Raw genomic sequence first — 21692 nt, 5'->3', positions numbered from 1 at the left:
TGTGATACAAGACGTTTTAAATATTCAATACCCCGTTATTCAAGGGGGCATGGCATGGATTTCTGATGCAAGTCTTGCAGCTGCTGTTTCGAATGCTGGTGGACTTGGTGTAATCGCCTGTGGAAATGCACCTGGATCCTATGTGCGAGAGCAGATTCAAAAGATTCGTCAATTGACAGATAAGCCCTATGGATTAAATGTTATGCTCCTCAGTCCCTATGTGGAAGAGGTGGCCTTGATCGCAACGGAAGAGAAAGTGCCCGTTGTCATTACAGGCGCAGGCGATCCCAGCCGCTTTATTAAGGCGTGGCAGAGTAATGGTACTAAGGTGATCCCTGTGGTTGCCAGTGTTGCTTTGGCAAAACGCATGGTTCGTCTTGGTGTTGATGCAATTATAGCCGAGGGTGGCGAAGCTGGGGGTCATGTAGGTGAATTAAACACCATGACTCTGGTTCCTGCTGTTGTTGACGCGATTGATCTGCCGGTGATTGCCGCTGGGGGTATTTTTGATGCTCGCGGTGTCTTAGCCTCTTTTGCTTTGGGTGCTGTCGGTGTACAGGTGGGTACGCGATTTATTTTGGCGGAAGAATGCACGGTACATGAGAATTATAAGAAAAAGGTGATGAAAGCCAAGGATATCGACTCTTTTGTGACAGGACGAAACACGGGCCATCCCGTCCGAGTTTTGAGAAATCCTTTATCGAAGGAATTGAAAAAGATGGATCAAGCTGGAAAGAATGCGGAAGAAATTGAGGCCTATTCGGCGGGTTCTTTGTATCGGGCAGCCATTGAAGGCGATATGAAGACCGGTTCATTTATGGCTGGACAATGCGCGTGCATGGTTAGTGAAATTGAGCCAGCAGCGAAAATTCTTGAATCCTTATTAGCCTTATCAGAACCTTTCGCTCAATTAAAGAAACAAGTGGAGGCATTGTAATGGGAAAAACAGCATTTTTATTCCCAGGCCAGGGTGCGCAAAAACTTGGCATGGGCAAAGAATTTGTTGATGAGTTTTCAGAAGCGCGCCTCATTTTTGAGGAAGCTTCCGATGCTCTGTCAATGGATATGGAGAGTCTTTGCTTTTCTGATCCAGAGGGAAAATTGAACCTGACAGAATTTACACAGCCAGCAATTTTGACGACATCTATTGCGATTTTGAGGGTTCTAGAAGCCCATGGTCTTCAAGCTGATTGTGCGGCAGGGCTGAGTCTTGGCGAGTATGCTGCTCTGGTTTATGCCAAGGCATTTGATTTTTCAACAGCGGTTCAATTGGTGCGTGTTCGAGGACGATTGATGCAGGATGCCGTTCCAGCTGGAAGAGGTGGATTGGCAGCAGTCGTAGGACTGCCCATAGAAACCATCGAAAAACTTGTCGCGGAAACAAGAGATGGTTTTGTAAAAATCGCAAACTACAATACGCCCATGCAGACCGTTGTGGGGGGCGAAATTCAAGCTTTGGAAGGGTTTGTATTGCGTGCAAAGGAAGCGGGAGCGAAGATTGCTTCACTGCTGCCGGTAAGTGCGCCATTCCATACAGAAATGTTGAAACCCGCTCAGGTGGGACTATCGAAGGAATTAGAATCCATAAAGATCAATCCCTTGGAAGTGCCGGTTTATGCCAATGTTTTAGGCGGTTTGTATTCGGGTCAAGACCAGGTAAAAGCGCTCTTAGCAGAACAAGTTGCGAGTCCGGTTCGCTGGGTTTCCATCATGAATGCTTTATTGGCGGACGAGGTGAATACCTTTATTGAAATTGGTCCCGGGAAAACGCTGACGGGTTTTGTTAAGCGATTCGACAAGAGTAAGAATAGCTATGCGGTGGAAAATCTGAAGGGACTTTCGAAATTGTTGAAGACGAAATAAGGAGAAAAAATGATGGATAAAAAAATAGCGATTGTAACGGGGGGAAGCCGGGGGATTGGCCGTGCCATTGCCGAAACACTTTCAGAGGCCGGCTATGATCTTGTATTAAATTATCGAAGCCGGGAAGAAGAAGCCCTGGCAGTAAAAGAAGCCTTGGAAGCCAAGGGTGGAGTCGTTGAGATTGTGCAGGCAGACGTAAGTAATTTTGACGATGCCAAACGATTGATTCAATTTGCGAAAAAGACCTTTGGTCGGATCGATGTCTTGGTCAACAATGCGGGGATCACCAAAGACTCTCTTTTGCCATTGATGAAGGAAGATGCCTTTGATCAAGTCATCGAGGTCAATCTGAAGGGAAGTTTTAATTGTATGAAACACGCCATGCGTGTCATGATGAAGCAGAAATCCGGTGTGATGATCAATATTTCATCGGTGGTTGGTCTGATGGGCAATGTGGGTCAAACAAACTATGCAGCATCAAAAGCCGGAGTGATCGGAATGATGAAGTCCGTGGCCAAGGAAGGCGGCTCGTTTGGCATTCGTGCCAATGCCATTGCGCCGGGATTTATAAAAACGGCGATGACGGAAAATTTGCCAGAAAATGTTCGTCAAGAAATGTTGAAGGCGATTCCACTTAAGGATTTTGGAACCGCGAAAGATGTAGCCAATCTAGTGAAGTTCTTGGCGTCGGACGACGCAAAGTACATTACGGGTCAAGTCATCAATGTTGATGGCGGCATGGTGATGTAAGGAGGAGCGCATGAAAAGAGTAGTGGTAACAGGGATTGGAGCGATTACCCCGTTAGGAACGAATGTTGAGTCCTCTTGGGAAAAGGTAAAGGCCGGAGAATGCGGATTGAATCCGATCTCTAGTTTTGATACGGAAAATTTTGAAGTTAAAGTTGCGGGTGAAGTCAAAGACTTTGACGTGACGACCTATATGAAAAAGAAGGAAGCGAAGAAGTTGGATCGCTTCATTCACTTCGCCATGGCTGCTGGTAAAGAAGCCATGATAGACTCGGACTTGGATCTTGCTACCATTGACGCTGAGGAGTTTGGTGTGATTTTGGGTAGCGGGGTCGGTGGACTGACGGCTATTTACCAGGAAAGCTTGCTGCTCGAGGAAAAGGGCGATAAGCGGGTTTCGCCATTCTTTATTCCAAAATCGATTATTAATATTGCTCCAGGCAAGCTCGCTATTGAGTATGGTGCCAAAGGACAATGCTACGGGGTGGTTACAGCCTGTGCTTCAGGCACAGACGCCGTTGGTCAGGCATTTAAGGCAATCCATTATGGGGAGCAGTCTTTGGTCTTAACAGGAGGTACAGAAGCTTCCATTAATAAATTGGCGATTGCTGGGTTTAATCAGATGACAGCCTTGTCTCGTTCCACGGATCCAATGCGTGCGTCGATTCCTTTTGATGCGGAACGAAACGGATTTGTTATGGGCGAGGGTGCTGGTATTCTTCTTTTGGAAGAATTGGAGCATGCAAAAAAACGTGGAGCAAAGATCTATGGCGAAGTGGTTGGCTATGGCCAAACCTGCGATGCATTTCATATTACGGCACCAGCAGATGGTGGCGAGGGAGCAGCTCGTGCCATGAAATTAGCCATGAAGCAGGCTGGTGTTAGTGCGGCAGAGGTTGGTTATATTAATGCCCATGGAACCAGTACGCCTCACAATGATAAGAATGAGTCCATGGCCATTGTTTCAACATTTGGCCCAGATACTCAGGTTGCTGTTAGCTCGACAAAGTCTATGACGGGTCATTTGCTGGGTGCGGCAGGTGCTGTTGAAGCGATTTTCTGTCTGCGTGCTTTGCAGGAGCAGATTCTTCCGCCGACCATTGGTTTGGAGAACCCAGGTGAATTCTGCACACTGGATTATGTGCCAGGGAAAGCAAGAAAGGCGAAGATTCAGTATGCCATGAGCAATTCTCTTGGATTTGGCGGACACAATGGAAGCTTGCTCTTTAAAAGATGGGAGGAAAACTAATGTTGTCCTATGATGAAATTCAAAATATTATTCCTCATCGCGCGCCCTTTTTGCTGATTGATCGCGTTGATGAGCTTGAACCCGGTGTTTTTGCCAAGGGTGTAAAGATGGTCAGTGGAAATGAGTTTTATTTCCAAGGGCACTTTCCGCAAGAGAAGGTTATGCCAGGCGTCTTAATCATTGAAGCCTTGGCTCAGATGGGGGCGGTTGCCATTCTATCTTTGGAAGAAAACAAAGGGAAAATCGCCTATTTTGGCGGTATTAATCAAGCTAAATTCAAGAAAAAAGTTGTCCCTGGGGACGCGCTGGAATTGGAAACGTGCATTGTGAAATCCAAGGGTGGAATTGGCATTGGTCAAGCGATTGCGCGAGTCAATGGAAAAATAGCGGTAAAAGCTGAGTTGGTCTTTGCTGTTGGACAATAGATTTGTATTGCAAGGAACGGTAATTCTGGATAAAATAGGAAGAAGAAAGCAAAGTGGGTGAGCCTATGTCGAAAGACAGCACGAAAACCCTGATCAATCAGATCTTGGTGGAGTTGTTTCATGATATCTTAGAAATTGAAGAGCAGTCGATTACAACACGAACCAGTCCGTCGATTACAGTGAATGAGATGCATATCATCGAAATCATTGGCTTGAATCAAGCCAGATCTATGGGTGAAGTGGCGAGAGACTTAGGCATTACACTGCCGTCTTTGACGTCGGGAATTAATCGTCTGGTGAAGAAGGGTTATGTAGAAAGAAAAAGAACGGAAGAGGACCGTCGGGTAGTGAAGGTGGAGTTAACCAAATCGGGCCGTCAGATCTTTCGTGCGCATGAATTGTTCCACAATCAAATGGTGGAAGCTCTGATTCATGATTTAGAGATTGAAGAGTTGCCTCTTTTGATGAATTCCTTGGAGCAGTTGCGTGATTTTTTTAGAAATCGATATTTCAAGAAATAGAGCCTGTAGCTTGCGTTTCGTAAGCTACAGTTTTTCCGTACAGAAATCGATATTTCAAGAAATAAAGCCTGTAGCTTGCATTTCCTAAGTTACAGGGAAAAAAAGAAGCCAACCGCTTGTTGATCAAGCAGTTGGCTTTTCTCTTTAAGAGTGAACATTTCCAATACGTGAGAGTGGCCAGAATCGGAAGGTAACCCGTCCCTTGACGGAATCCTGATCGACAAAACCGACGTCTTTACTGCGGCTATCCTTTGATACAGGTCGATTGTCTCCAAGAACGAAAAGTGTATTCTCGGGAACGATACCGAAATCGAGATAGATTTCATTTGCCTGGTGGCTGATATAAGTTTCTTCCAATTTGTTGCCATCGATAAAGATCAGTCCCTGGATCATTTCTACATGTTCACCAGGAAGGGCGACAACACGTTTGACCAGATTCATATTTTCACCTACGGTTAAGCGTTGGAACCAATTGAGTTGACTCAGATGGTATTCATCGATTTTTATATCGGATTGAAATTGAATAATATCGCCACGCTCGACAGTTTTTGTACGTCGAAGCATCAAAATATCACCGTCTATCAAAGTTTCGTTCATGGATGATCCGATGGTGGTGAGGGGGGCGAAAAAGCCAAAGAACAATACCATCACAAGGATGAATACCCCGTACTCTTTTGCAAAGGATTTAAGCCATTGTTTCATGTGTGCCTCCTTAAGATGAAATCCTGTTCTTATTGTAATTCATCGAAGGAGCAAATACAAATCTCTTGCAGAAAATTTATAATTATGTTACACTGTCATTAATTAAAAATCAGCTTGAGAAGATGAGAAGCTACACGAAAGCCCTTTTGTGCAAAAGGGGTATTTCCGTGTAGCTTTTTTGGTTGAAATGAATAGGAGGATCATGATGTTAGATGTATGTATTGTCGGAGGTGGGGTGATCGGGACAGCGATTTCCCGCGAATTGTCTCGTTACCAGTTGAAGGTTCGCGTCGTCGAGAGAAATGAAGATGTTGCAACAGAGACGACAAAAGCGAACAGCGGCATTGTTCACGGTGGTTATGATGCGGCTCATGGCAAATTGAAAGGATTCTTTAGTGCCAAGGGAAACGCCATGTATCCACAATTGGAAGAAGAACTTCACTTTGGATTCCGGCAAACCGGTTCCTTTGTTGTTGCCTTTAATGAAGGCCAAGAACCGGAATTGGATCGCCTGTTGGAAAATGGCATCAAAAACGGTGCCCGCGGGCTTGAAATCATTTCAGGTGATCGTGCAAGAGAAATGGAGCCTCATCTGAGCAAATCGGTGACAAAGGCCTTGTACTGCTCAACGGCAGGTGTAACGTCGCCCTATGAGTTGTCGGTTGCCTTGGCAGAAAACGCTGCGAAAAATGGCGTTGAATATTCCTTCTATACAGAAGTAAACGGCATTGAAAAAGTGGAAGATCATTTTATTCTTCATACGAGCAAGGGGCCGGTCGAAGCCAAGGTTGTCATCAATGCAGCAGGTTTGTACGCAGATCGGATTTCTGCCATGATCGGGGAAGACGATTTTACAATCAATCCTCGACAAGGTCAGTATGTATTATTAGATAAAGATCAGGCCTTTATGACGGATACCGTTATTTTTCAAGCACCGGAAAATGGTTCGAAGGGCGTGTTGGTAACACCGACGGTTCATCATAATATTCTGGTGGGTCCAAATTCTGATTACATTGATGAAAAAAATGATGTTGCTACAACCAGCGATGTGATTGCAAAAATATTGAAAGCGGGTTCTAAGAGCATTGACGCCATCAATACGAGAAAAGTGATTCGTTCTTTTTCGGGTAATCGAGCCAGTAGCGATCGCGGTGATTTTATTATTGGGGAAACGAAAGTAAAAGGATTTGTCAATGTAGCGGGCATTGAGTCTCCAGGCTTGACATCGGCGCCGGCCATTGCGATTCATGTGGCCGATATTTTGAAAGAAATGGGTCTTGAGTTGACTGCTGATCCAAACTTTGATCCGACCAGAAAACCCTATAAGCGCATTGCCGATATGGAAGCGGAAGAACTAAATAATTTGATCGCGGAAGAGCCGGCATACGGCCGCGTGATCTGTCGCTGCGAGTCTATTTCAGAAGGTGAAATCGTAGATGCCATTCATCGAGGTTTGCCGATTACTTCAGTAGATGCGATAAAAAAACGTACGCGTGCCGGCATGGGTCGATGCCAAGGCGGATTCTGTGCACCACGCGTGATGGAAATTATTTCGCGGGAAACTGGCTTATCTATGGAAGAGATTACAAAGCAGGGAGAGGGATCTTACCTGTTGACCAAGCGATCAAAAGACGCATTGGAAAAAGGGGGACAAGATGCTTAAATATGAATTGGTAGTTATTGGCGGGGGTCCTGCTGGATTGTCTGCAGCTGTTGAAGCCTATGAACAAGGTGTTCGAAAGATTTTGATCTTGGAACGGGACAAGGAACTGGGTGGCATTTTGAATCAGTGCATCCATAATGGTTTTGGTTTGCACCGATTTAAAGAGGAATTAACGGGTCCTGAGTATAGCTTACGTTATATTGACTTGGTTAAGGATACAACGATTGAGACCTTGACTGACACCATGGTTTTGGAGATTTCAGAGCAAAAAGTAGTTCGTGCGATTTCTGCTGAGCGTGGTTATATGGAAATTGAAGCAAAAGCAGTTGTCTTCTCTATGGGATGCCGCGAGCGTACCCGTGGTGCTATTCAATTGCAGGGTGACCGTCCTGCAGGTGTTTTTACTGCTGGCACGGCGCAACGTTTTATCAATATGGAAGGCTATATGCCAGGCAAACGTGTTGTTATCCTAGGATCTGGCGATATTGGATTGATTATGGCAAGGCGAATGACTTTTGAAGGTGCCAAGGTAGAGGCTGTTTGTGAATTGATGCCATACTCTAACGGTCTAACACGAAATATTGTTCAGTGTTTGGATGATTACGATATTCCATTGATGCTTTCCCATACAATTGTCAAGGTTCATGGAAAAGCCCGAGTGGAAGGGGTAACGATCGCCAAGGTAGATGAAAATTTTAAACCGATACCAGAAAGCTTTAAGCGAATTGATTGCGATACGGTTTTGTTAAGTGTTGGCTTGATTCCAGAAAACGAGATTACGCAAAATGCGGGAATTGCTGTGGATACACGCACCAGTGGACCCAAGGTTGGTGAACTTCGTCAAACGGAAATGGAAGGCGTATTTGCTTGCGGGAATGTCGTTCATGTTCATGATTTGGTTGATTTCGTAAGTGAAGAAGGTGCTTTGAGTGGAAAAGGTGTAGCCAAATACCTGAAGGGTGAATTGGAAACAACGCCTAATTTCTCAACAGCAAATAGTGATGGGATCGGCTATGTTGTGCCACAAACGGTGAATTTATCCAATGTCGATGATCAGGTAACTTTCTACATGCGTGTGCGGAGTGTCTATGACAAACATATTGTACGCGCATACCAAGGTGACACCCTGATTGCAGAGAAAAAGGAACGAAAATTTCTGCCGGCTGAAATGGTGAATTTTAAGATTAAAAAAGAGATTTTGGCCAACCTGGCGGACGGAGAAATCCGATTTGTTGTGGAGGAGGTATAGAGATGGCAAAAGAAATGACTTGTATAGTTTGTCCGATTGGATGTCAGTTAACCCTGGAGCCTGAGGGAGAGAGTTTTGCAGTTTTTGGAAACAAATGCCCACGGGGGAAAAAATATGCGATCGAAGAAATGATTGCGCCAAAGCGTGTGATTACCTCAACCGTTGCAGTTGATCAAGGCATGTATCCCGTGATTTCTGTGAAGACACAAGCGCCAGTTCCTAAGGAGCTGATCTTCGATGTGATGCAGGATCTGTCTAGTGTCTTGATGAAAGCGCCGATTCAAGTTGGGGACGTGGTAATCAAGAATGTGCAGGGTACCGGTGTCGATGTGGTTGCAACACGAAATGCATAGGATGGTTTTTCAAAAAGACTTCTAGTATAATAATACTGGAAGTCTTTTTCTTATGGAGGTAACGATGCGTAGAGAATGGTTGAAAATGTCAGATGGAACTGATCTTTATATACGAATTTGGGAGAGTGAAAACCCCAAGGCAACCGTGCAGTTGGTTCATGGCATGGCGGAGCATGCAGGTCGATATGAACGGTTTGCTCAAATTTTAAATAATTCGGGCTATACAGTAATTGCAAACGACCATCGGGGACACGGAGAAACGGGCAAGCGGAAACAATCCCTGGGTGATTTCCCTTCGAAGGGAGGGTGGAATCGCGTGGTGAAAGACCTCGAGGAAGTGCGTGATTTTTTGGAAAAGGAATGTAAGTCTGACGCTGTCTATTTGATTGGGCACAGTATGGGGTCATTTTTATCTCGAAGCTTGATTGCAGAGGCAGGAGAGCGATACCGGGGTGTCATTCTTTCAGGTACAGCAGGGGATCCTGGAGTGATGGGACGCCTTGGACAGGGTCTTGCAGCCATACTAATGCCTTTTGTGGCAGAGAAACCCAATGAATTGATGGATCGATTGAGTTTTGGTTCTTATAATCGTACCTTTGAACCGAATCGAACAGCGTTTGATTGGTTGAGCCGGGATACCGAAGAAGTGGATCAGTATATTCAGGATCCCTTGTGCGGATTCGTTTGCACCACCCGATTTTATCGAGATTTATTAGGTGGTCTGCTAGCGGTTAACTCAAAAGAGAATATGGAGCGAATTCCTAAAAAACTTCCAATTTGTTTGATGTCAGGGGAGCAGGATCCAGTGGGCGAATTTGGAAAGGGTATTCAAGCTCTTGCTGATAAGTATAAAGAGGAAAAATTACCGGTTTCCATGCAGCTCTTTTCTGGTGCGCGTCATGAAATATTAAATGAAATCAATCGGGATGAGGTAATGGACGCAATGATAGATTGGATGAATCGTCATGAAAAATAAGAAATGGGAAATCTTCTTTGTTGCCTTGGTATTGACCGCCCTGCTTGTTCAAGGATGGACGAATCGTACGGCGGAGAATACGGAGACGGCTGCAGAATTGGAAGCACAGCAATTGGAAAAACAAATTGCAGACTTGCAGGAACAATTGGATCAACTGGACCAAGAGGTCGCAATGATTGACCAAGAGGTTGAAAAGGAGAAATCGAGGATCTCGAGAATCGATTCGGAGCGGGAAGGTTTGTTGGATCAAATCGAAGCGGAAGAAAAAGCCGCAGGATTGAAAGCTATTGATGGAGAGGGATTGACCATCAAGATCATAGAACCTGAACGGCCTTATGTACAGGGAGAAACGACTGCTTTTTTGGTATATAACCCGGAATATATTTTGAGTCTAATCAGTGAAATCAATCAGGCTGACGTAGAGGGTATTGCGATTAATGGTATTCGATATACCAATTATTCTTCTCTTAGGGGGAATCAGGATTGCCTTATTCTGGATCAGAATCTCCTTTGCGACTTGGATGGGAGTGGATTGACGACGATTATCTTGACAATGGTTGGTTCAGCAGAAGAGATTATGGATCGGATTGATTTTCAAGGATCTACCTTGGGATATTTGAGAGATTCCATTGGATTGACAATTATATCGGAGAGTGGTCCGGTTTACTTGCCAAATGTTGATCGTTTACCTGAACCTGAATTTTTGGAAGCATTGGAGTGAGAACATGAAACGAGTCGGAATAATAGTATGTATTGGATTACTGATTATGCCTGGATTTATAGGGTTTGCCCAGGAAACGGGGGAAGTGGAGGCGCTTCCTTTTTCTGAGATCATTTTGGCACAGAGCGAAGATGAAATCGTGAGGTTAAAGGATTGGCAGGAGGATGCGGAATTCTTGTTTACAGGAGATATGATGTTTCATATGCCTCAAATTGAGGGGGCGAAGAAGGACGATGAAGACGGCTACGATTTTTCGGGATCCTTTTCCGCTATCGAATCGTTGGTTTCGGGTGCAGATTTGGCCGTTGCGAATTTGGAGACCACTCTAGCTGGAGAACGCCTGCCCTATCGGGGATATCCGCAGTTCAATACCCCGGACCAAGCGGCTGAAGCAATTCGATCTGCCGGTTTCGATGTTTTGATGACTGCCAACAACCACAGTGTGGACAGTGGAAAACGTGGACTCTTGCGTACCCTTTCCGTGCTGGATGAGTTAGGGTTTCAACATACAGGAACAAAGGTGGAAGAGGAAGAGGCAGTCTTGATTGTCGAGGTGCAGGGAATCCGCGTTGCGATGATCAATGCCACCTATGGATTGAATGGATTGGAATCCTATTTAACTGCGGAGGAACGGGTCAGTTTGATTTCTATAATCGGAGATGGAGCTCGAATTGAGGCCGAGATTGAAGCTGTTAAAGCGAGTGTGGATTTTGTTATTGTTCTGCCCCATTGGGGACAAGAATATCAACGGCAGCCAAGCCGCTTGCAAAAGAATTTGGCAGATCGATGGTTTGACGCTGGTGCCGATGCGATTATCGGGTCTCACCCCCATGTGATTCAACCTATGGAAGTACGGGCAAATGGTCAGTTTATTGCTTATTCCTTGGGGAATGCAATTTCGAATCAGCGGGAGCGAGTTGGAAAGCCGGCTTATTGGCGGTTTACTGAGGATGGTGTTTTGTTATTTATGACTCTTTCAAAAAATCCATGGACTGGGGAAACCTCGATTATCGATCTTCGTGCACAGCCGACTCACGTGGAGAGAAAATGGACCGGTGAGGAGTGGTCCCATCGGATCGTTCCCGCATCGCCCGAGGACATGGAGACCAAGCAATCTTGGGAACGAACCAAGGAACAGGTGCCGGGAAAACAGAATTCACAAAAATTGTCAGAAATCGTAATGAACGTGTAATTCAAAGAGCCTTGCAATATGGTACAATATAAACAGAAAAACAAGGTGGGATGACGATGGATTATATACAAATTTTTATGAATATCAGCATAACCGATGTGATCGACATCGCAATCGTTGCGTTCATTATTTATAAAGCCTTGATGTTGTTAGAAGGAACGAGGGCTTTGCAACTATTTAAAGGAATTGCTGTCATTTTGGCTTTGGTTCCACTATCAAGCCTTGCGCGGCTTTATATGTTGAATTGGCTTTTGGAACGGGCTATGACAGTATTTTTTGTTTTTATTATCGTGGTATTCCAACCGGAACTACGCCGGGCCTTGGAATATATCGGAAGAAACAATTTATTTTCGAAAAAATTATTCACGGTAGACCGTGGAGGTATGCAGTCCTTGGATTCCTTGGTTACAGCGATTGCAGAAGCGACGGTTTCTTTATCGCGGCAGCGAATTGGCGGACTGATCGTAATAAAGGGAAGAACCGGTCTAAATGAAGTGATTGATACGGGAACGAAACTAGACTCCCTTGTGACCAGTGAACTCTTGATTAATATTTTTATCCCCAACACACCGCTTCATGATGGTGCGGTTGTGATTGAGGAGGGACGGATCACTGCGGCTGCATGTATACTGCCACTTTCATCAAATACTGCGATTTCAAAAGAATTGGGTACGCGTCATCGTTCCGCTCTTGGCATCTCAGAAAATTCTGATGCCATGACGATCGTTATTTCTGAAGAAACTGGTGCGATCTCCATGACGAAAGAAGGTCGCATGACTCGATACTTGGATCTGGATCAATTGAAGTCCAGAGTGACTGCATTTCTTAAGGAAGAAGGCGTTTATGGTTCCGGCGAGAGTGTTGATTTTTTCTCGAAAGTGAATCAATGGAGGAAACAGCATGAACGAAGGAATGAATAATAAAAAACGGACGGTTTATTTGATTGTTTCCATTTTATTGGCAATTGTGATCTGGTTTTATATGATGATTATTGTCAATCCAATTGTTCGAACTACCATTACGAATGTGCCGGTCACTTTTGTTAATGAGGAGCTTTTAACCAGTGATCAGGTGGTGTTGATGGAACCAACATCAGCAAAGATTGATGTGGAGATTTCTGGGCGTCAGAGTGATGTATACGGCCTGAAGGCTGAAGACTTGACGGCATCGGTAGATTTGAAAGGATACGGTTCAGGCGGGTATCAAATTCCTGTTGAGGTGGAGAAGGGAAGCACCTTTGTTATTCAAAATTATTCTCCAAAGACGATCTATTTTGTTTTGGATTCAGTGGTTGAAAAGCAGGTTCCTGTAACGGTAGAGTTTCAAGGTGATTTGGTTGCTCAGTATCGTGTATTGAAGCCTGTGATTGAACCGGAAATGGTCACCATAGCAGGGCCATCTAAAATTGTTTCTTTGGTTAGCCATGCAGTTGCTCTGGTAGATGTGGAAGGAAAGCAGAATGATTTTCAATCTGTGGTTACCTACTCTGTTGTCAATGAGATTGGCGACGAGGTTTTGGGGGTCAGTCACGCACCATCAACAGTTCGCGTAAATGCAGATGTCGAATTGATGAAAGAGGTTCAAGTTGAGGCTGTTTTGTCGGGATCCTTATTGGAAGGTTATGCTTTGTCAGGGGTTCAGTCGATACCGGATACCATTTTGATTCAAGGGGATGCAGAACTTGTGAAATTAATCGAGCGGGTTGAAACCATGCCAATCGATATTTCACTTTTGTCACAGACAACAGAAAGAGAAGTGACCTTGAATTTACCGGAAGGAATTCATCCTGCCAATGGAGACCGGATTGTTGCGAGAATCGAAGTTGAACCTTTGGAGGAGACTGTGATTGAGATTCCGAGTGAGCGTGTTGAATTTTATCAGGTAGATGAAGGCATGCGCGCCTTCACCAATCCACATACCGTTTCTGTAACGGTGCAAGCACCACAGTCAGTGATTCAGGATTTGAGTCAGCGGAATCTTCGACTCTATGTGAATCTTCAAGGCTTTGCTCCTGGCGTTTACAAGGTTCCAATCGAGGGTGTTTTGTTGGTCGATGGCGAATTGATTTCACTTTCGCCCAATGAGATGGAAGTGGTTGTTATTGATGAGACGGAAGATCTTGAACCAGAAGTTGAAAACCAAGAATAATCAATTAATCTTGCGAAGTTTCAAATTGAAACTTCGCTTCTTTTTATAAAGTTTTTTTGATAGAACAAGACAAGAAATGAGTAAATTCTATGAGAGAGCATAAAGAAAATGAAAATTTAATCAAATAGTTAAATAATCATGCGAAATTTCTTTACGAAATCTTCGTATTTTTATTTTTTTACGGATTAAAATCGGTTTATAATAAGAATAGGTACTTCAAAACGTTATTTTTTTTGAAAGGAAACAACAAGAAAAGGTTTTCAATAAAAGATGGAGGGCGAATGGTGAAAAATTTTAAAGAATTGGTAAAACTTGCGCAAAAGAGGGGTCCAAAACGGATTTCAGTTGCAATCGCCCATGACGAAGATGTATTGTTGGCCGTCAAAGAGGCCCACGATCTTGGAATCGTAGAAGGGATCTTGGTGGGGGATGAGCAAATAATTCGAGAATTATCCAGACGAATTGGATTTTCCTTGAAGCGTTTCACCATTATAAATGAACATGATTTGATACATGGCAGTGAAATAGCTGTTGATGAAATTGTAAAAGGAAATGCGGATATCTTGATGAAGGGCTTGGTTGATACTTCGATTATTCTCAAGGCCGTGTTGAAGCGACCGGAGCTGAGAGGGGAAACCTTATTGTCTCATGTTGCGGTATTTGAAATTCCAACCTATCATAAACTCTTGATGATGAGTGATGCGGCGATGATCATTGCGCCAACCTTGGAACAAAAGGCGGCAATTATTAAAAACTCCGTAGAGGTAGCCAAGGCTTTGTCCATCGAAGAACCCAAGGTCGCCATTCTTTCTGCAAAGGAGAAGGTGTACGAAAAGATGCCTTCTACAGTGGATGCGGGAAAATTGGTTGCAATGGGCCAGCGAGGAGAAATTACTGGCTGCATCCTTGGTGGTCCCTTTGCCTTGGACAATGCGATCTCAAAAACGGCTGCCGAACACAAAGGGATCGATCATCCCGTTGCAGGCGATGCCGATATTTTGATTGTGCCTCAAATTGAATCAGGCAACATTCTATACAAAGCATTAAATTTCTTAGGCAATGCGACCAGTGCTGGTTTGATTGTTGGGGCCAAGGTACCCATTGTTCTAACGAGTCGCGCAGATCAGCCGATATCGAAGCTAAATTCTATTGTACTGGCAGCTTTATCTGTAAAAAAGTAGGAGGTAAGTAAATGACGAATAAATATATTTTGGTTATCAATCCTGGATCAACATCCACAAAAATCGCGGTATTTCAGGAAGACCAGGTTTTACATGAAGAAACACTTCGCCATTCATCGGAAGAGTTGGCTTCTTTCTCAACAATTTTTGAGCAATTTGATTTTCGACGAAAAATGATTGAAGCGGCTATAGAGAAGGCTGGCTTAAAATTACAGGATTTGGATGCCGTTGTGGGTCGGGGTGGATTGTTGAAACCGATCACGAGTGGAACGTATCGTGTCAATGATGCCATGCTCAATGATCTCAAGGTCGGTGTTTTGGGACAGCATGCCTCAAATTTGGGTGGAGTTCTTGCTTATGAAATAGCCGAGCCTATGGGGAAACCATCCTTTATTGTTGATCCGGTTGTTGTTGATGAAATGGAGCCATTGGCCCGATATACAGGGATTCCAGGGGTTCAAAGACGCTCAGTTTTTCATGCTTTAAATCAAAAGGCGATTGCACGCCTAGCGGCTAAGCAATTGAATCAGCCATACGAAGCGGTTAATTTGATTGTGGTTCATCTGGGTGGCGGTATTACGATTGGTGCCCATACAGAGGGTCGGGTGGTTGATGTAACCAACGGATTGGATGGAGAAGGACCGATGACGCCAGAGCGTTCCGGAGCTTTACCTGCACGGGAGGTTATGAACCTGACCGAAGTTGTAGGTCCCAAGGCTTTGCAAAAGCAAATTGCAGGGAAAGGTGGACTCGTTGCACATTTAGGTACGAATGACGTAAGAGAAGTCGTTGAAAAAATCGATAAGGGTGACAAGCGAGCAGAAGAAGTTCTGAAGGCAATGGCCTATCAGGTTTCCAAATCGGTAGGTGCCATGGCGACAGTTTTAGAGGGAAAAGTTGATGGCGTCGTCATTACGGGGGGGATTGCCTATAATGATCGATTTGTTTCATGGATCGAAAAGCGAACTAAATTTATCGCACCAATTTTTGTTTTCCCTGGGGAAGACGAGTTGAAAGCCTTGGCAGATGGAGCCTTACGCGTACTTCATCATATGGAAGAGGCGAAGACCTATGAGTGATCGTAGAATCCGAGTGATCACCGGGCATTATGGAAGCGGAAAGTCCGAGTTTGCCGTGAATTATGCGGTTGCATTAGCCAAGCAAGGTAAAAAAGTTTGTCTGGTGGATTTAGATATCGTTAATCCTTATTTTCGGCCACGTGAAAAAGAAGAAGAGTTGCAGAAACTAGGAGTCGAAGTGATTTCTAGCTCTGTTAAAGGTTCTGCAATTGATGTGCCGGCAGTGTCGGCATCAATTTTGAAACCCTTGCATCAAAAGGATTATGAAGCCGTCATTGATTTGGGTGGAGATCCCGTAGGCGCACGGGTATTGAGTCGATTTTACAAGGATCTTCAAGATGAGCCGATCGATGTATTTTTTGTGGTGAACGCTTATCGGCCGGAAACGGCAGATCTTCCAGGTGCCTTGTCTTATCTTCGGAGAATTGAAGATACAGCTCGACAAAGGGTGACGGGACTGATTAATAACACGCACTTAATGAAAAGTACCAAGCTTGAAGATGTATTAGTCGGACAAAAACTTACCCAAGCGTTGTCTAAGGAAACAAACATTCCAATTCGTTTTGTATCTTGCTTGGAAACAGTTGCAAGCGAATTGCCAGTTGATATCGAAGGGGAAATTTTTCCGCTTCAATTATATTTGCGTGAACAATGGATGCTATAAAGGAGGAAGAAGCATGGGTAAAGCAAAAGGAAAAGTTGTTTTTGATACGGATGCATGCAAGGGATGTGGACTTTGTATTTCGGTATGCCCGGTCAAGATCCTAGCTCTTGATACGACGAAGATCAACAGCAAGGGATATCATCCCGCGATGGCTGTTGAACCGGAGAAATGTATCGGCTGTGCAAATTGCGCGACCATTTGTCCGGATACGGCAATTACAGTTTACCGAACGGTAGGAAAATAGGAGGATAGACATGGCAAAAGTTTTAATGAAGGGAAACGAAGCGATCGGAGCGGCGGCAATTAAAGCTGGCTGTAAATACTTCTTTGGATATCCCATTACCCCACAAAATGAAGTACCGGAATATATGGCGCGTGAATTGCCAAAGGTTGGTGGCGTATTCGTTCAGGCCGAGAGCGAGGTTGCGGCAATTAATATGGTTTACGGTGCTGCCGGATGCGGTGCTCGTGTTATGACATCTTCCTCTTCTCCGGGAATTGCATTAAAACAAGAAGGCATTTCTTACATTGCAGGAGCAGAATTACCTTGTGTAATCGTAAATATTATGCGTGGAGGACCGGGTCTTGGGAGCATTCAACCAGCGCAATCGGATTACTATCAATCCACTCGTGGCGGCGGAAATGGAGACTATTACCATCCAGTCTATGCACCAGCCAGCATTCAGGAAACTGTAGATTTGATGCAGGAAGCCTTTGATGTGGCAGATAAATATCGAACACCAGTTATGGTTCTTGGAGATGGAATGATCGGTCAAATGATGGAACCTGTTGAATTTTTTGAACGTGAGCCATTAAAGGTTGAAAAACCATGGGCAACTAATGGAACCAAGGGAAAGAGAAAGCCAAATATTATTAATTCTTTATTTATTGATCCCCAAGTATTGGAAGAGCATAACCATCATCTTGAAGAAAAATTTGCTTTGATGAAGAAGAACGAGGTTCGTGTTGAAACCTTTAATACGGAAGAAGCTGAAGTGGTTTGCGTTGCCTACGGCACAACCGCTAGAATTGTGAAAAATGCGATTGAAATTTGTAAAAAGGACGGCATTGAAGTTGGCTTGATTCGTCCGATTACCCTGTGGCCATTCCCAGAAGCGGCTTTTGAAGAGGTTTCTGAAAAAACCAAGGCCTATTTAACAGTGGAAATGAGTTTGGGTCAGATGATCGATGATGTAAAAATTTCAGTTGAGGGGAAACGTCCGGTTGAATTCTACGGAAGATGCGGCGGCATGATCCCTACACCAAAAGGCGTTGCTGAAAAAATTAAATCAATTTTGGGGAGGGCGTAAGATGGATGTCGTATTTCAAAAAACAAAGGGATTGACAGATAAACCGTTTAGCTATTGTCCAGGTTGTACCCATGGTATCATCCACCGTCTGGTTGCGGAGTGTTTAGAAGAGCTAAACTTGCTGGATGAAGTGATTGGTGTTGCACCAGTTGGTTGTTCTGTTTTTGCATATGATTTCTTTAATTGTGATATGCATGAAGCTGCCCACGGTCGTGCGCCGGCAGTAGCGACAGGAATCAAGCGTGTACATCCGGATCATCCGGTATTTACCTATCAGGGCGATGGTGACTTGGCATCGATCGGAACTGCCGAAATCGTTCATGTGGCTCATCGTGGAGAAAAAATTACAACAATCTTCGTGAATAACGCTATTTATGGAATGACCGGAGGACAGATGGCACCAACTACCCTTGTGGGACAAAAAGCGACAACGGCTCCATATGGCCGAGATGCAGCTCTTTGCGGAAATCCAATACGGATGTCCGAGATGCTGGCAACCATTGATGGAGCGGTTTTTGTTGAACGTGTCGCAGTCAATACGCCTGCAAACATTCGAAAAGCAAAAAAAGCGATAAAAAAAGCTTTTGAGGTACAACTTCAAGGCTTGGGATTCGGAATTGTTGAAGTTTTATCGACCTGTCCGACAAACTGGGGATTAACACCAGTGGAATCTTTGAACTGGCTAGAGAAAAACATGATTCCATATTATCCGTTGGGGAACTTTAAATCACCAAAGGAGGAAGTGTAATGCTAGAGAGAGCGATATTTGCAGGATTTGGCGGACAAGGTGTCATGTCCATGGGAAAACTATTGACCTATGCAGGAATGATTGAGGGAAAAGAGGTTTCTTGGCTTCCTTCTTACGGACCTGAAATGCGTGGTGGAACGGCGAACTGTAGCGTGATTGTTTCCGATGCACTTATTGGATCGCCTGTAATTACCAACGATGCAACCTGTTTGATTGCTATGAATCTTCCTTCCTTAGTGAAATTCGAGGAAGACGTAGTAGCGGGCGGTGTGATTTTCGTCAACTCTTCATTGATTGAACGAAAGGTAGAACGAGATGATGTTCATGCCTATTATGTGCCTGCCAATCAAATTGCCAACGAATTGGGAAATTTGAAAGTGGCGAATATGGTTATGCTGGGTGCTTATTTGAAGGCTATGCATCCCGTAAAAGATGAATCGATTATTGAAACCTTCCATAAACTCTTTACTGGAGCCAAAGAAAAATTGATTCCAATGAATGAGGAAGCCTTGCAACGAGGTGCAGATTGCTTGTAAATTTATAAACAGAGTGATTAATCCTGCTGGTGGACGAAACGTTCCCTGGCAGGATTTTTTCATGCTGGAATCCAGAACAAATGTTTGGTAAACTAAAAGAAGGAGGGCAAGATGGAGCGATTAATATTTCATGTAGATATGGATGCGTTTTTCGCATCTGTTGAACAATTAGATCACCCCGAATATAGGGGGTTGCCCGTTGTTATTGGTGGGGTAAGCGAACGGGGCGTTGTTGCAACATGTTCCTATGAAGCCCGTAAATTTGGTGTGCATTCCGCTATGTCTTCTGTAATGGCACGGAAACTATGTCCAGACTGTATCTTTTTGCGGGGGAATATGCATCGCTATAGTGAGTGCTCAAAAGCGGTGTTTGAAATCCTTAGAACCTTTACAGAAAAGGTTGAACCAGTCTCCATTGATGAAGCCTATTTGGACTTTACCGGAACAAGGGCTGATCCAATCAGTCTTGCTTGGCAAATCAAGGATCGCATTAAAGAGGAAACGGGACTGACAATTTCTGTTGGAATCAGTAGCAACAAATTTCTCGCCAAGTTGGCTTCAGATTGGCTCAAGCCCGATGGATTAAAGTGGATCACCCAGGAAGAAGCTCAAAGTCTGCTGGCGCCGCTGCCGGTATCCCGCATTCACGGTATCGGAAAAAAGACGGTTGAGAAGTTAAATCGAATTGGCCTTCGAACGGTTGCTGACTTAAGAAGGCTTAAAAGAAAAGAAATGGATTTATTTTTTGGGAAAAATGGATCCTTGTTTTATGACCGCATTCGAGGCATTGATGTTCGCGAGTTAAGTTATGAGCATCAACGAAAGTCTATTGGTCATGAACGGACCTTTGAGACTTCTGTGAAAACAAAACATGAAGTCTTGTCTTATTTAAAATACTTTTCATATCGACTGGAGCAGGATCTGAAGCGCAAGGGGTTATCTGCGAAAACGGTGACAGTCAAGATTAAATACGATGACTTTCAGGTGACGACAAAGCGTATGACCTTTGAGCACCCGGTACGGAGGGAAGAACAATTCTATGAGGCATGTATATATTTAGTAGAAAAAATTTCTTTTCGTGATTCGATTCGACTGATTGGACTAAGTGCGGAAAATCTATCGTCTTTTATAGGCGAACAATTGACTCTTTTGTAAAATTTTGAGAAACGCATGTTCTGTGATAAACTAAAAAGGACCGAACCAGTCAAATTTCATGTCTAGGAGGCAAATTATGAAAATGGAAACCCCTTCTGGCTGGATGACCCGGATCGATCAGATACCGAATATATCTACCTTGCGTCGTGACGATCGAGAAAAACTAGCGTGTGTTATTCAAAACTATCCTATGCGTGTCACGGATTATTATTCTTCGTTGATCGATTGGGATGATCCTGAGGATCCCATTCGAAAATTATCCCTGCCGTCTCTGATGGAGACAGATGAAGCAGGAGAATTGGATACAAGTGGCGAAGCGTCCAACACAAAATTTGAAGGTCTTCAGCACAAATACGAGACGACTGCGCTCGTTCTCTCGACAAATGTCTGCTACATGTATTGCCGCCATTGCTTTCGAAAGCGAATGGTTGGCTCCTCGCAAGAAGAAATCAATCGGAGACTGAACGAAACGGTTCATTACATCCAAAATCACAAGGAAATCAATAATGTATTAATCACGGGAGGCGATGCATTTGCCCTCTCTAATCAACAAATCAAGCGATATTTGGCGGCCTTAACCGAGGTGGAAACCCTTGATTATATTCGCTTTGGGACTCGGACACCCGTGGTGTATCCGTCCCGAATTACCGATGATTTAGAACTATTGAGCATTCTTCGCACCTATCGGAAAAAGAAAGCAATTTGGGTTGTTACACAGTTTAACCACCCAAGGGAATTAACGGCTGAGGCCATTTCATCAATTGAGGCATTGCTCGCTTGCGGGATTCAGGTGAATAATCAAATGGTTTTACTTAAGGGCGTCAACGATGACCCGAAAATCATTGCAGACTTGATGAAGAGACTGATCCATCATGGCGTCAATCCCTACTACATTTTTCAATGTCGTCCTGTCAAAGCCGTCAAAAATCAATTTCAAGTATCTATGACTGAAACGAGTCGTCTTGTTGAAGAGGCGAAAGCACATCTGGATGGATTTTCAAAGCGATTTAAGTTGATTATGTCTCATCCAAGAGGGAAAATTGAAATCTTGGGCCAAGCAGAGGGTCGAATGCTCTATCGATTTCATCAGGCAAAGCATGAAGACGATCAGGGAAGATTTTTCTCAACAGAGATTGTTGAGGATGCTCGCTGGCTAAATGAAGACTTGAAACCGATCAAATAACCGGAGAAATTCCGGTTTTTTCTTTTG

General features: G+C 44.1%; 24 protein-coding genes. 23 read left to right on the top strand and 1 reads right to left on the bottom strand.

The annotated features are described in order from the left end of the window. Window position 1 precedes the first annotated feature (1 nt). The 6 genes from AC25CA_RS11635 (at window position 2) to AC25CA_RS11610 (ending at window position 4805) form a co-directional block, all read left to right on the top strand. Window positions 2–937, top strand: a complete 936-nt coding sequence (locus AC25CA_RS11635; protein ID WP_486813994.1) for a nitronate monooxygenase — start codon at window positions 2–4, stop codon at window positions 935–937. Further along, window positions 937–1863, top strand: coding sequence for an ACP S-malonyltransferase (gene fabD / locus AC25CA_RS11630; RefSeq protein WP_486813993.1), 927 nt, complete (start codon window positions 937–939; stop codon window positions 1861–1863). Before AC25CA_RS11635 ends, fabD begins: the two co-directional genes overlap by 1 nt. Window positions 1864–1872: 9 nt before the next feature. Continuing rightward, window positions 1873–2613 (top strand): 3-oxoacyl-[acyl-carrier-protein] reductase, encoded by a 741-nt coding sequence (gene fabG, locus AC25CA_RS11625; protein WP_486813992.1) that lies wholly within the window; start codon window positions 1873–1875, stop codon window positions 2611–2613. Window positions 2614–2623: 10 nt separating this feature from the next. Then, window positions 2624–3859, top strand: a complete 1236-nt coding sequence (gene fabF, locus AC25CA_RS11620; protein WP_486813991.1) for a beta-ketoacyl-ACP synthase II — start codon at window positions 2624–2626, stop codon at window positions 3857–3859. Next, complete coding sequence (fabZ, locus tag AC25CA_RS11615) at window positions 3859–4284, top strand: 3-hydroxyacyl-ACP dehydratase FabZ (RefSeq protein ID WP_486813990.1); 426 nt, start codon at window positions 3859–3861, stop codon at window positions 4282–4284. Before fabF ends, fabZ begins: the two co-directional genes overlap by 1 nt. Window positions 4285–4349: 65 nt before the next feature. Then, on the top strand, window positions 4350–4805 hold the full coding sequence (locus AC25CA_RS11610; RefSeq protein ID WP_486813989.1) for a MarR family winged helix-turn-helix transcriptional regulator: 456 nt from the start codon (window positions 4350–4352) through the stop codon (window positions 4803–4805). Window positions 4806–4949: 144 nt separating this feature from the next. Here the strand turns inward: AC25CA_RS11610 and lepB are convergent, their stop codons facing one another. After that, window positions 4950–5507, bottom strand: a complete 558-nt coding sequence (gene lepB, locus AC25CA_RS11605) for a signal peptidase I (RefSeq protein WP_486813988.1) — start codon at window positions 5505–5507, stop codon at window positions 4950–4952. Window positions 5508–5709: 202 nt separating this feature from the next. Between lepB and AC25CA_RS11600 the strand changes: the two genes are divergently transcribed. The 17 genes from AC25CA_RS11600 to AC25CA_RS11520 all read left to right on the top strand — a co-directional run bounded on the left by AC25CA_RS11600 (window position 5710) and on the right by AC25CA_RS11520 (window position 21665). Next, the gene (locus AC25CA_RS11600; RefSeq protein WP_486813987.1) at window positions 5710–7170 is read left to right on the top strand and encodes an NAD(P)/FAD-dependent oxidoreductase; all 1461 of its coding nucleotides are present in this window, start codon (window positions 5710–5712) and stop codon (window positions 7168–7170) included. Continuing rightward, window positions 7163–8419 carry an NAD(P)/FAD-dependent oxidoreductase gene (locus tag AC25CA_RS11595; protein WP_486813986.1) on the top strand — a complete coding sequence of 419 codons (1257 nt, stop codon included), beginning with the start codon at window positions 7163–7165 and terminating at the stop codon, window positions 8417–8419. The genes AC25CA_RS11600 and AC25CA_RS11595 overlap by 8 nt, the downstream gene beginning before the upstream one ends. Before the next feature lie 2 nt (window positions 8420–8421). Next, window positions 8422–8772 carry a DUF1667 domain-containing protein gene (locus AC25CA_RS11590; RefSeq protein WP_486813985.1) on the top strand — a complete coding sequence of 117 codons (351 nt, stop codon included), beginning with the start codon at window positions 8422–8424 and terminating at the stop codon, window positions 8770–8772. Between the two features lie 64 nt (window positions 8773–8836). Continuing rightward, a complete protein-coding gene (locus AC25CA_RS11585; protein ID WP_486813984.1) occupies window positions 8837–9748 on the top strand; it encodes an alpha/beta hydrolase in 912 nt (303 codons plus the stop codon). Beyond that, entirely contained in the window at window positions 9738–10469 is a 732-nt protein-coding gene (locus tag AC25CA_RS11580) for a DUF881 domain-containing protein (RefSeq protein WP_486813983.1), read from the top strand. Before AC25CA_RS11585 ends, AC25CA_RS11580 begins: the two co-directional genes overlap by 11 nt. Before the next feature lie 4 nt (window positions 10470–10473). After that, the gene (locus AC25CA_RS11575) at window positions 10474–11661 is read left to right on the top strand and encodes a CapA family protein (protein WP_486813982.1); all 1188 of its coding nucleotides are present in this window, start codon (window positions 10474–10476) and stop codon (window positions 11659–11661) included. Between the two features lie 56 nt (window positions 11662–11717). Beyond that, the gene (gene cdaA, locus AC25CA_RS11570) at window positions 11718–12581 is read left to right on the top strand and encodes a diadenylate cyclase CdaA (RefSeq protein ID WP_486813981.1); all 864 of its coding nucleotides are present in this window, start codon (window positions 11718–11720) and stop codon (window positions 12579–12581) included. Beyond that, window positions 12562–13809, top strand: coding sequence for a CdaR family protein (locus AC25CA_RS11565; protein ID WP_486813980.1), 1248 nt, complete (start codon window positions 12562–12564; stop codon window positions 13807–13809). The genes cdaA and AC25CA_RS11565 overlap by 20 nt, the downstream gene beginning before the upstream one ends. A gap of 281 nt (window positions 13810–14090) precedes the next feature. Further along, window positions 14091–14990 (top strand): bifunctional enoyl-CoA hydratase/phosphate acetyltransferase, encoded by a 900-nt coding sequence (locus AC25CA_RS11560; RefSeq protein ID WP_486813979.1) that lies wholly within the window; start codon window positions 14091–14093, stop codon window positions 14988–14990. A gap of 11 nt (window positions 14991–15001) precedes the next feature. Next, a complete protein-coding gene (gene buk / locus AC25CA_RS11555; RefSeq protein WP_486813978.1) occupies window positions 15002–16069 on the top strand; it encodes a butyrate kinase in 1068 nt (355 codons plus the stop codon). Next, window positions 16062–16733: a P-loop NTPase gene (locus AC25CA_RS11550; RefSeq protein ID WP_486813977.1), complete on the top strand. Its 672-nt coding sequence runs from the start codon at window positions 16062–16064 to the stop codon at window positions 16731–16733. Before buk ends, AC25CA_RS11550 begins: the two co-directional genes overlap by 8 nt. A 13-nt stretch (window positions 16734–16746) precedes the next feature. Next, complete coding sequence (locus AC25CA_RS11545) at window positions 16747–16977, top strand: 4Fe-4S dicluster domain-containing protein (RefSeq protein ID WP_486813976.1); 231 nt, start codon at window positions 16747–16749, stop codon at window positions 16975–16977. Window positions 16978–16987: 10 nt separating this feature from the next. After that, the gene (locus tag AC25CA_RS11540; RefSeq protein WP_486813975.1) at window positions 16988–18043 is read left to right on the top strand and encodes a 3-methyl-2-oxobutanoate dehydrogenase subunit VorB; all 1056 of its coding nucleotides are present in this window, start codon (window positions 16988–16990) and stop codon (window positions 18041–18043) included. 1 nt (window position 18044) lies between these two features. Then, window positions 18045–18791 (top strand): thiamine pyrophosphate-dependent enzyme, encoded by a 747-nt coding sequence (locus AC25CA_RS11535; RefSeq protein ID WP_486813974.1) that lies wholly within the window; start codon window positions 18045–18047, stop codon window positions 18789–18791. Next, the gene (locus AC25CA_RS11530; RefSeq protein WP_486813973.1) at window positions 18791–19327 is read left to right on the top strand and encodes a 2-oxoacid:ferredoxin oxidoreductase subunit gamma family protein; all 537 of its coding nucleotides are present in this window, start codon (window positions 18791–18793) and stop codon (window positions 19325–19327) included. Before AC25CA_RS11535 ends, AC25CA_RS11530 begins: the two co-directional genes overlap by 1 nt. 111 nt (window positions 19328–19438) lie before the next feature. Then, window positions 19439–20482: a DNA polymerase IV gene (locus AC25CA_RS11525; protein ID WP_486813972.1), complete on the top strand. Its 1044-nt coding sequence runs from the start codon at window positions 19439–19441 to the stop codon at window positions 20480–20482. A gap of 76 nt (window positions 20483–20558) precedes the next feature. Beyond that, a complete protein-coding gene (locus tag AC25CA_RS11520) occupies window positions 20559–21665 on the top strand; it encodes a KamA family radical SAM protein (RefSeq protein WP_486813971.1) in 1107 nt (368 codons plus the stop codon). The last annotated feature ends 27 nt before the right edge of the window (window positions 21666–21692 follow it).

This window comes from Gottschalkiaceae bacterium SANA (genome assembly GCA_036323355.1).
In the GTDB taxonomy this organism is placed as follows: domain Bacteria; phylum Bacillota; class Clostridia; order Tissierellales; family GPF-1; genus GPF-1.
The sequence above is the reverse complement of the archived record's forward strand: the minus strand, read 5'-3'. Positions and strand labels throughout refer to the sequence as shown.

Bases quoted from the DNA above. Each gene is read 5' to 3' on its own strand.
- AC25CA_RS11550 (WP_486813977.1), top strand. From the start codon at position 16,062: ATGAGTGATCGTAGAATCCGAGTGATCACCGGGCATTATGGAAGCGGA.
- buk (WP_486813978.1), top strand. From the start codon at position 15,002: ATGACGAATAAATATATTTTGGTTATCAATCCTGGATCAACATCCACA.
- AC25CA_RS11520 (WP_486813971.1), top strand. From the start codon at position 20,559: ATGAAAATGGAAACCCCTTCTGGCTGGATGACCCGGATCGATCAGATA.
- AC25CA_RS11525 (WP_486813972.1), top strand. From the start codon at position 19,439: ATGGAGCGATTAATATTTCATGTAGATATGGATGCGTTTTTCGCATCT.
- AC25CA_RS11610 (WP_486813989.1), top strand. From the start codon at position 4,350: ATGTCGAAAGACAGCACGAAAACCCTGATCAATCAGATCTTGGTGGAG.
- fabG (WP_486813992.1), top strand. From the start codon at position 1,873: ATGATGGATAAAAAAATAGCGATTGTAACGGGGGGAAGCCGGGGGATT.
- AC25CA_RS11565 (WP_486813980.1), top strand. From the start codon at position 12,562: ATGAACGAAGGAATGAATAATAAAAAACGGACGGTTTATTTGATTGTT.
- AC25CA_RS11545 (WP_486813976.1), top strand. From the start codon at position 16,747: ATGGGTAAAGCAAAAGGAAAAGTTGTTTTTGATACGGATGCATGCAAG.
- AC25CA_RS11530 (WP_486813973.1), top strand. From the start codon at position 18,791: ATGCTAGAGAGAGCGATATTTGCAGGATTTGGCGGACAAGGTGTCATG.
- fabD (WP_486813993.1), top strand. From the start codon at position 937: ATGGGAAAAACAGCATTTTTATTCCCAGGCCAGGGTGCGCAAAAACTT.
- cdaA (WP_486813981.1), top strand. From the start codon at position 11,718: ATGGATTATATACAAATTTTTATGAATATCAGCATAACCGATGTGATC.
- AC25CA_RS11575 (WP_486813982.1), top strand. From the start codon at position 10,474: ATGAAACGAGTCGGAATAATAGTATGTATTGGATTACTGATTATGCCT.
- AC25CA_RS11590 (WP_486813985.1), top strand. From the start codon at position 8,422: ATGGCAAAAGAAATGACTTGTATAGTTTGTCCGATTGGATGTCAGTTA.
- AC25CA_RS11600 (WP_486813987.1), top strand. From the start codon at position 5,710: ATGATGTTAGATGTATGTATTGTCGGAGGTGGGGTGATCGGGACAGCG.
- AC25CA_RS11540 (WP_486813975.1), top strand. From the start codon at position 16,988: ATGGCAAAAGTTTTAATGAAGGGAAACGAAGCGATCGGAGCGGCGGCA.
- AC25CA_RS11595 (WP_486813986.1), top strand. From the start codon at position 7,163: ATGCTTAAATATGAATTGGTAGTTATTGGCGGGGGTCCTGCTGGATTG.
- lepB (WP_486813988.1), bottom strand. From the start codon at position 5,507: ATGAAACAATGGCTTAAATCCTTTGCAAAAGAGTACGGGGTATTCATC.
- AC25CA_RS11580 (WP_486813983.1), top strand. From the start codon at position 9,738: ATGAAAAATAAGAAATGGGAAATCTTCTTTGTTGCCTTGGTATTGACC.
- AC25CA_RS11560 (WP_486813979.1), top strand. From the start codon at position 14,091: ATGGTGAAAAATTTTAAAGAATTGGTAAAACTTGCGCAAAAGAGGGGT.
- fabZ (WP_486813990.1), top strand. From the start codon at position 3,859: ATGTTGTCCTATGATGAAATTCAAAATATTATTCCTCATCGCGCGCCC.
- AC25CA_RS11535 (WP_486813974.1), top strand. From the start codon at position 18,045: ATGGATGTCGTATTTCAAAAAACAAAGGGATTGACAGATAAACCGTTT.
- AC25CA_RS11585 (WP_486813984.1), top strand. From the start codon at position 8,837: ATGCGTAGAGAATGGTTGAAAATGTCAGATGGAACTGATCTTTATATA.
- fabF (WP_486813991.1), top strand. From the start codon at position 2,624: ATGAAAAGAGTAGTGGTAACAGGGATTGGAGCGATTACCCCGTTAGGA.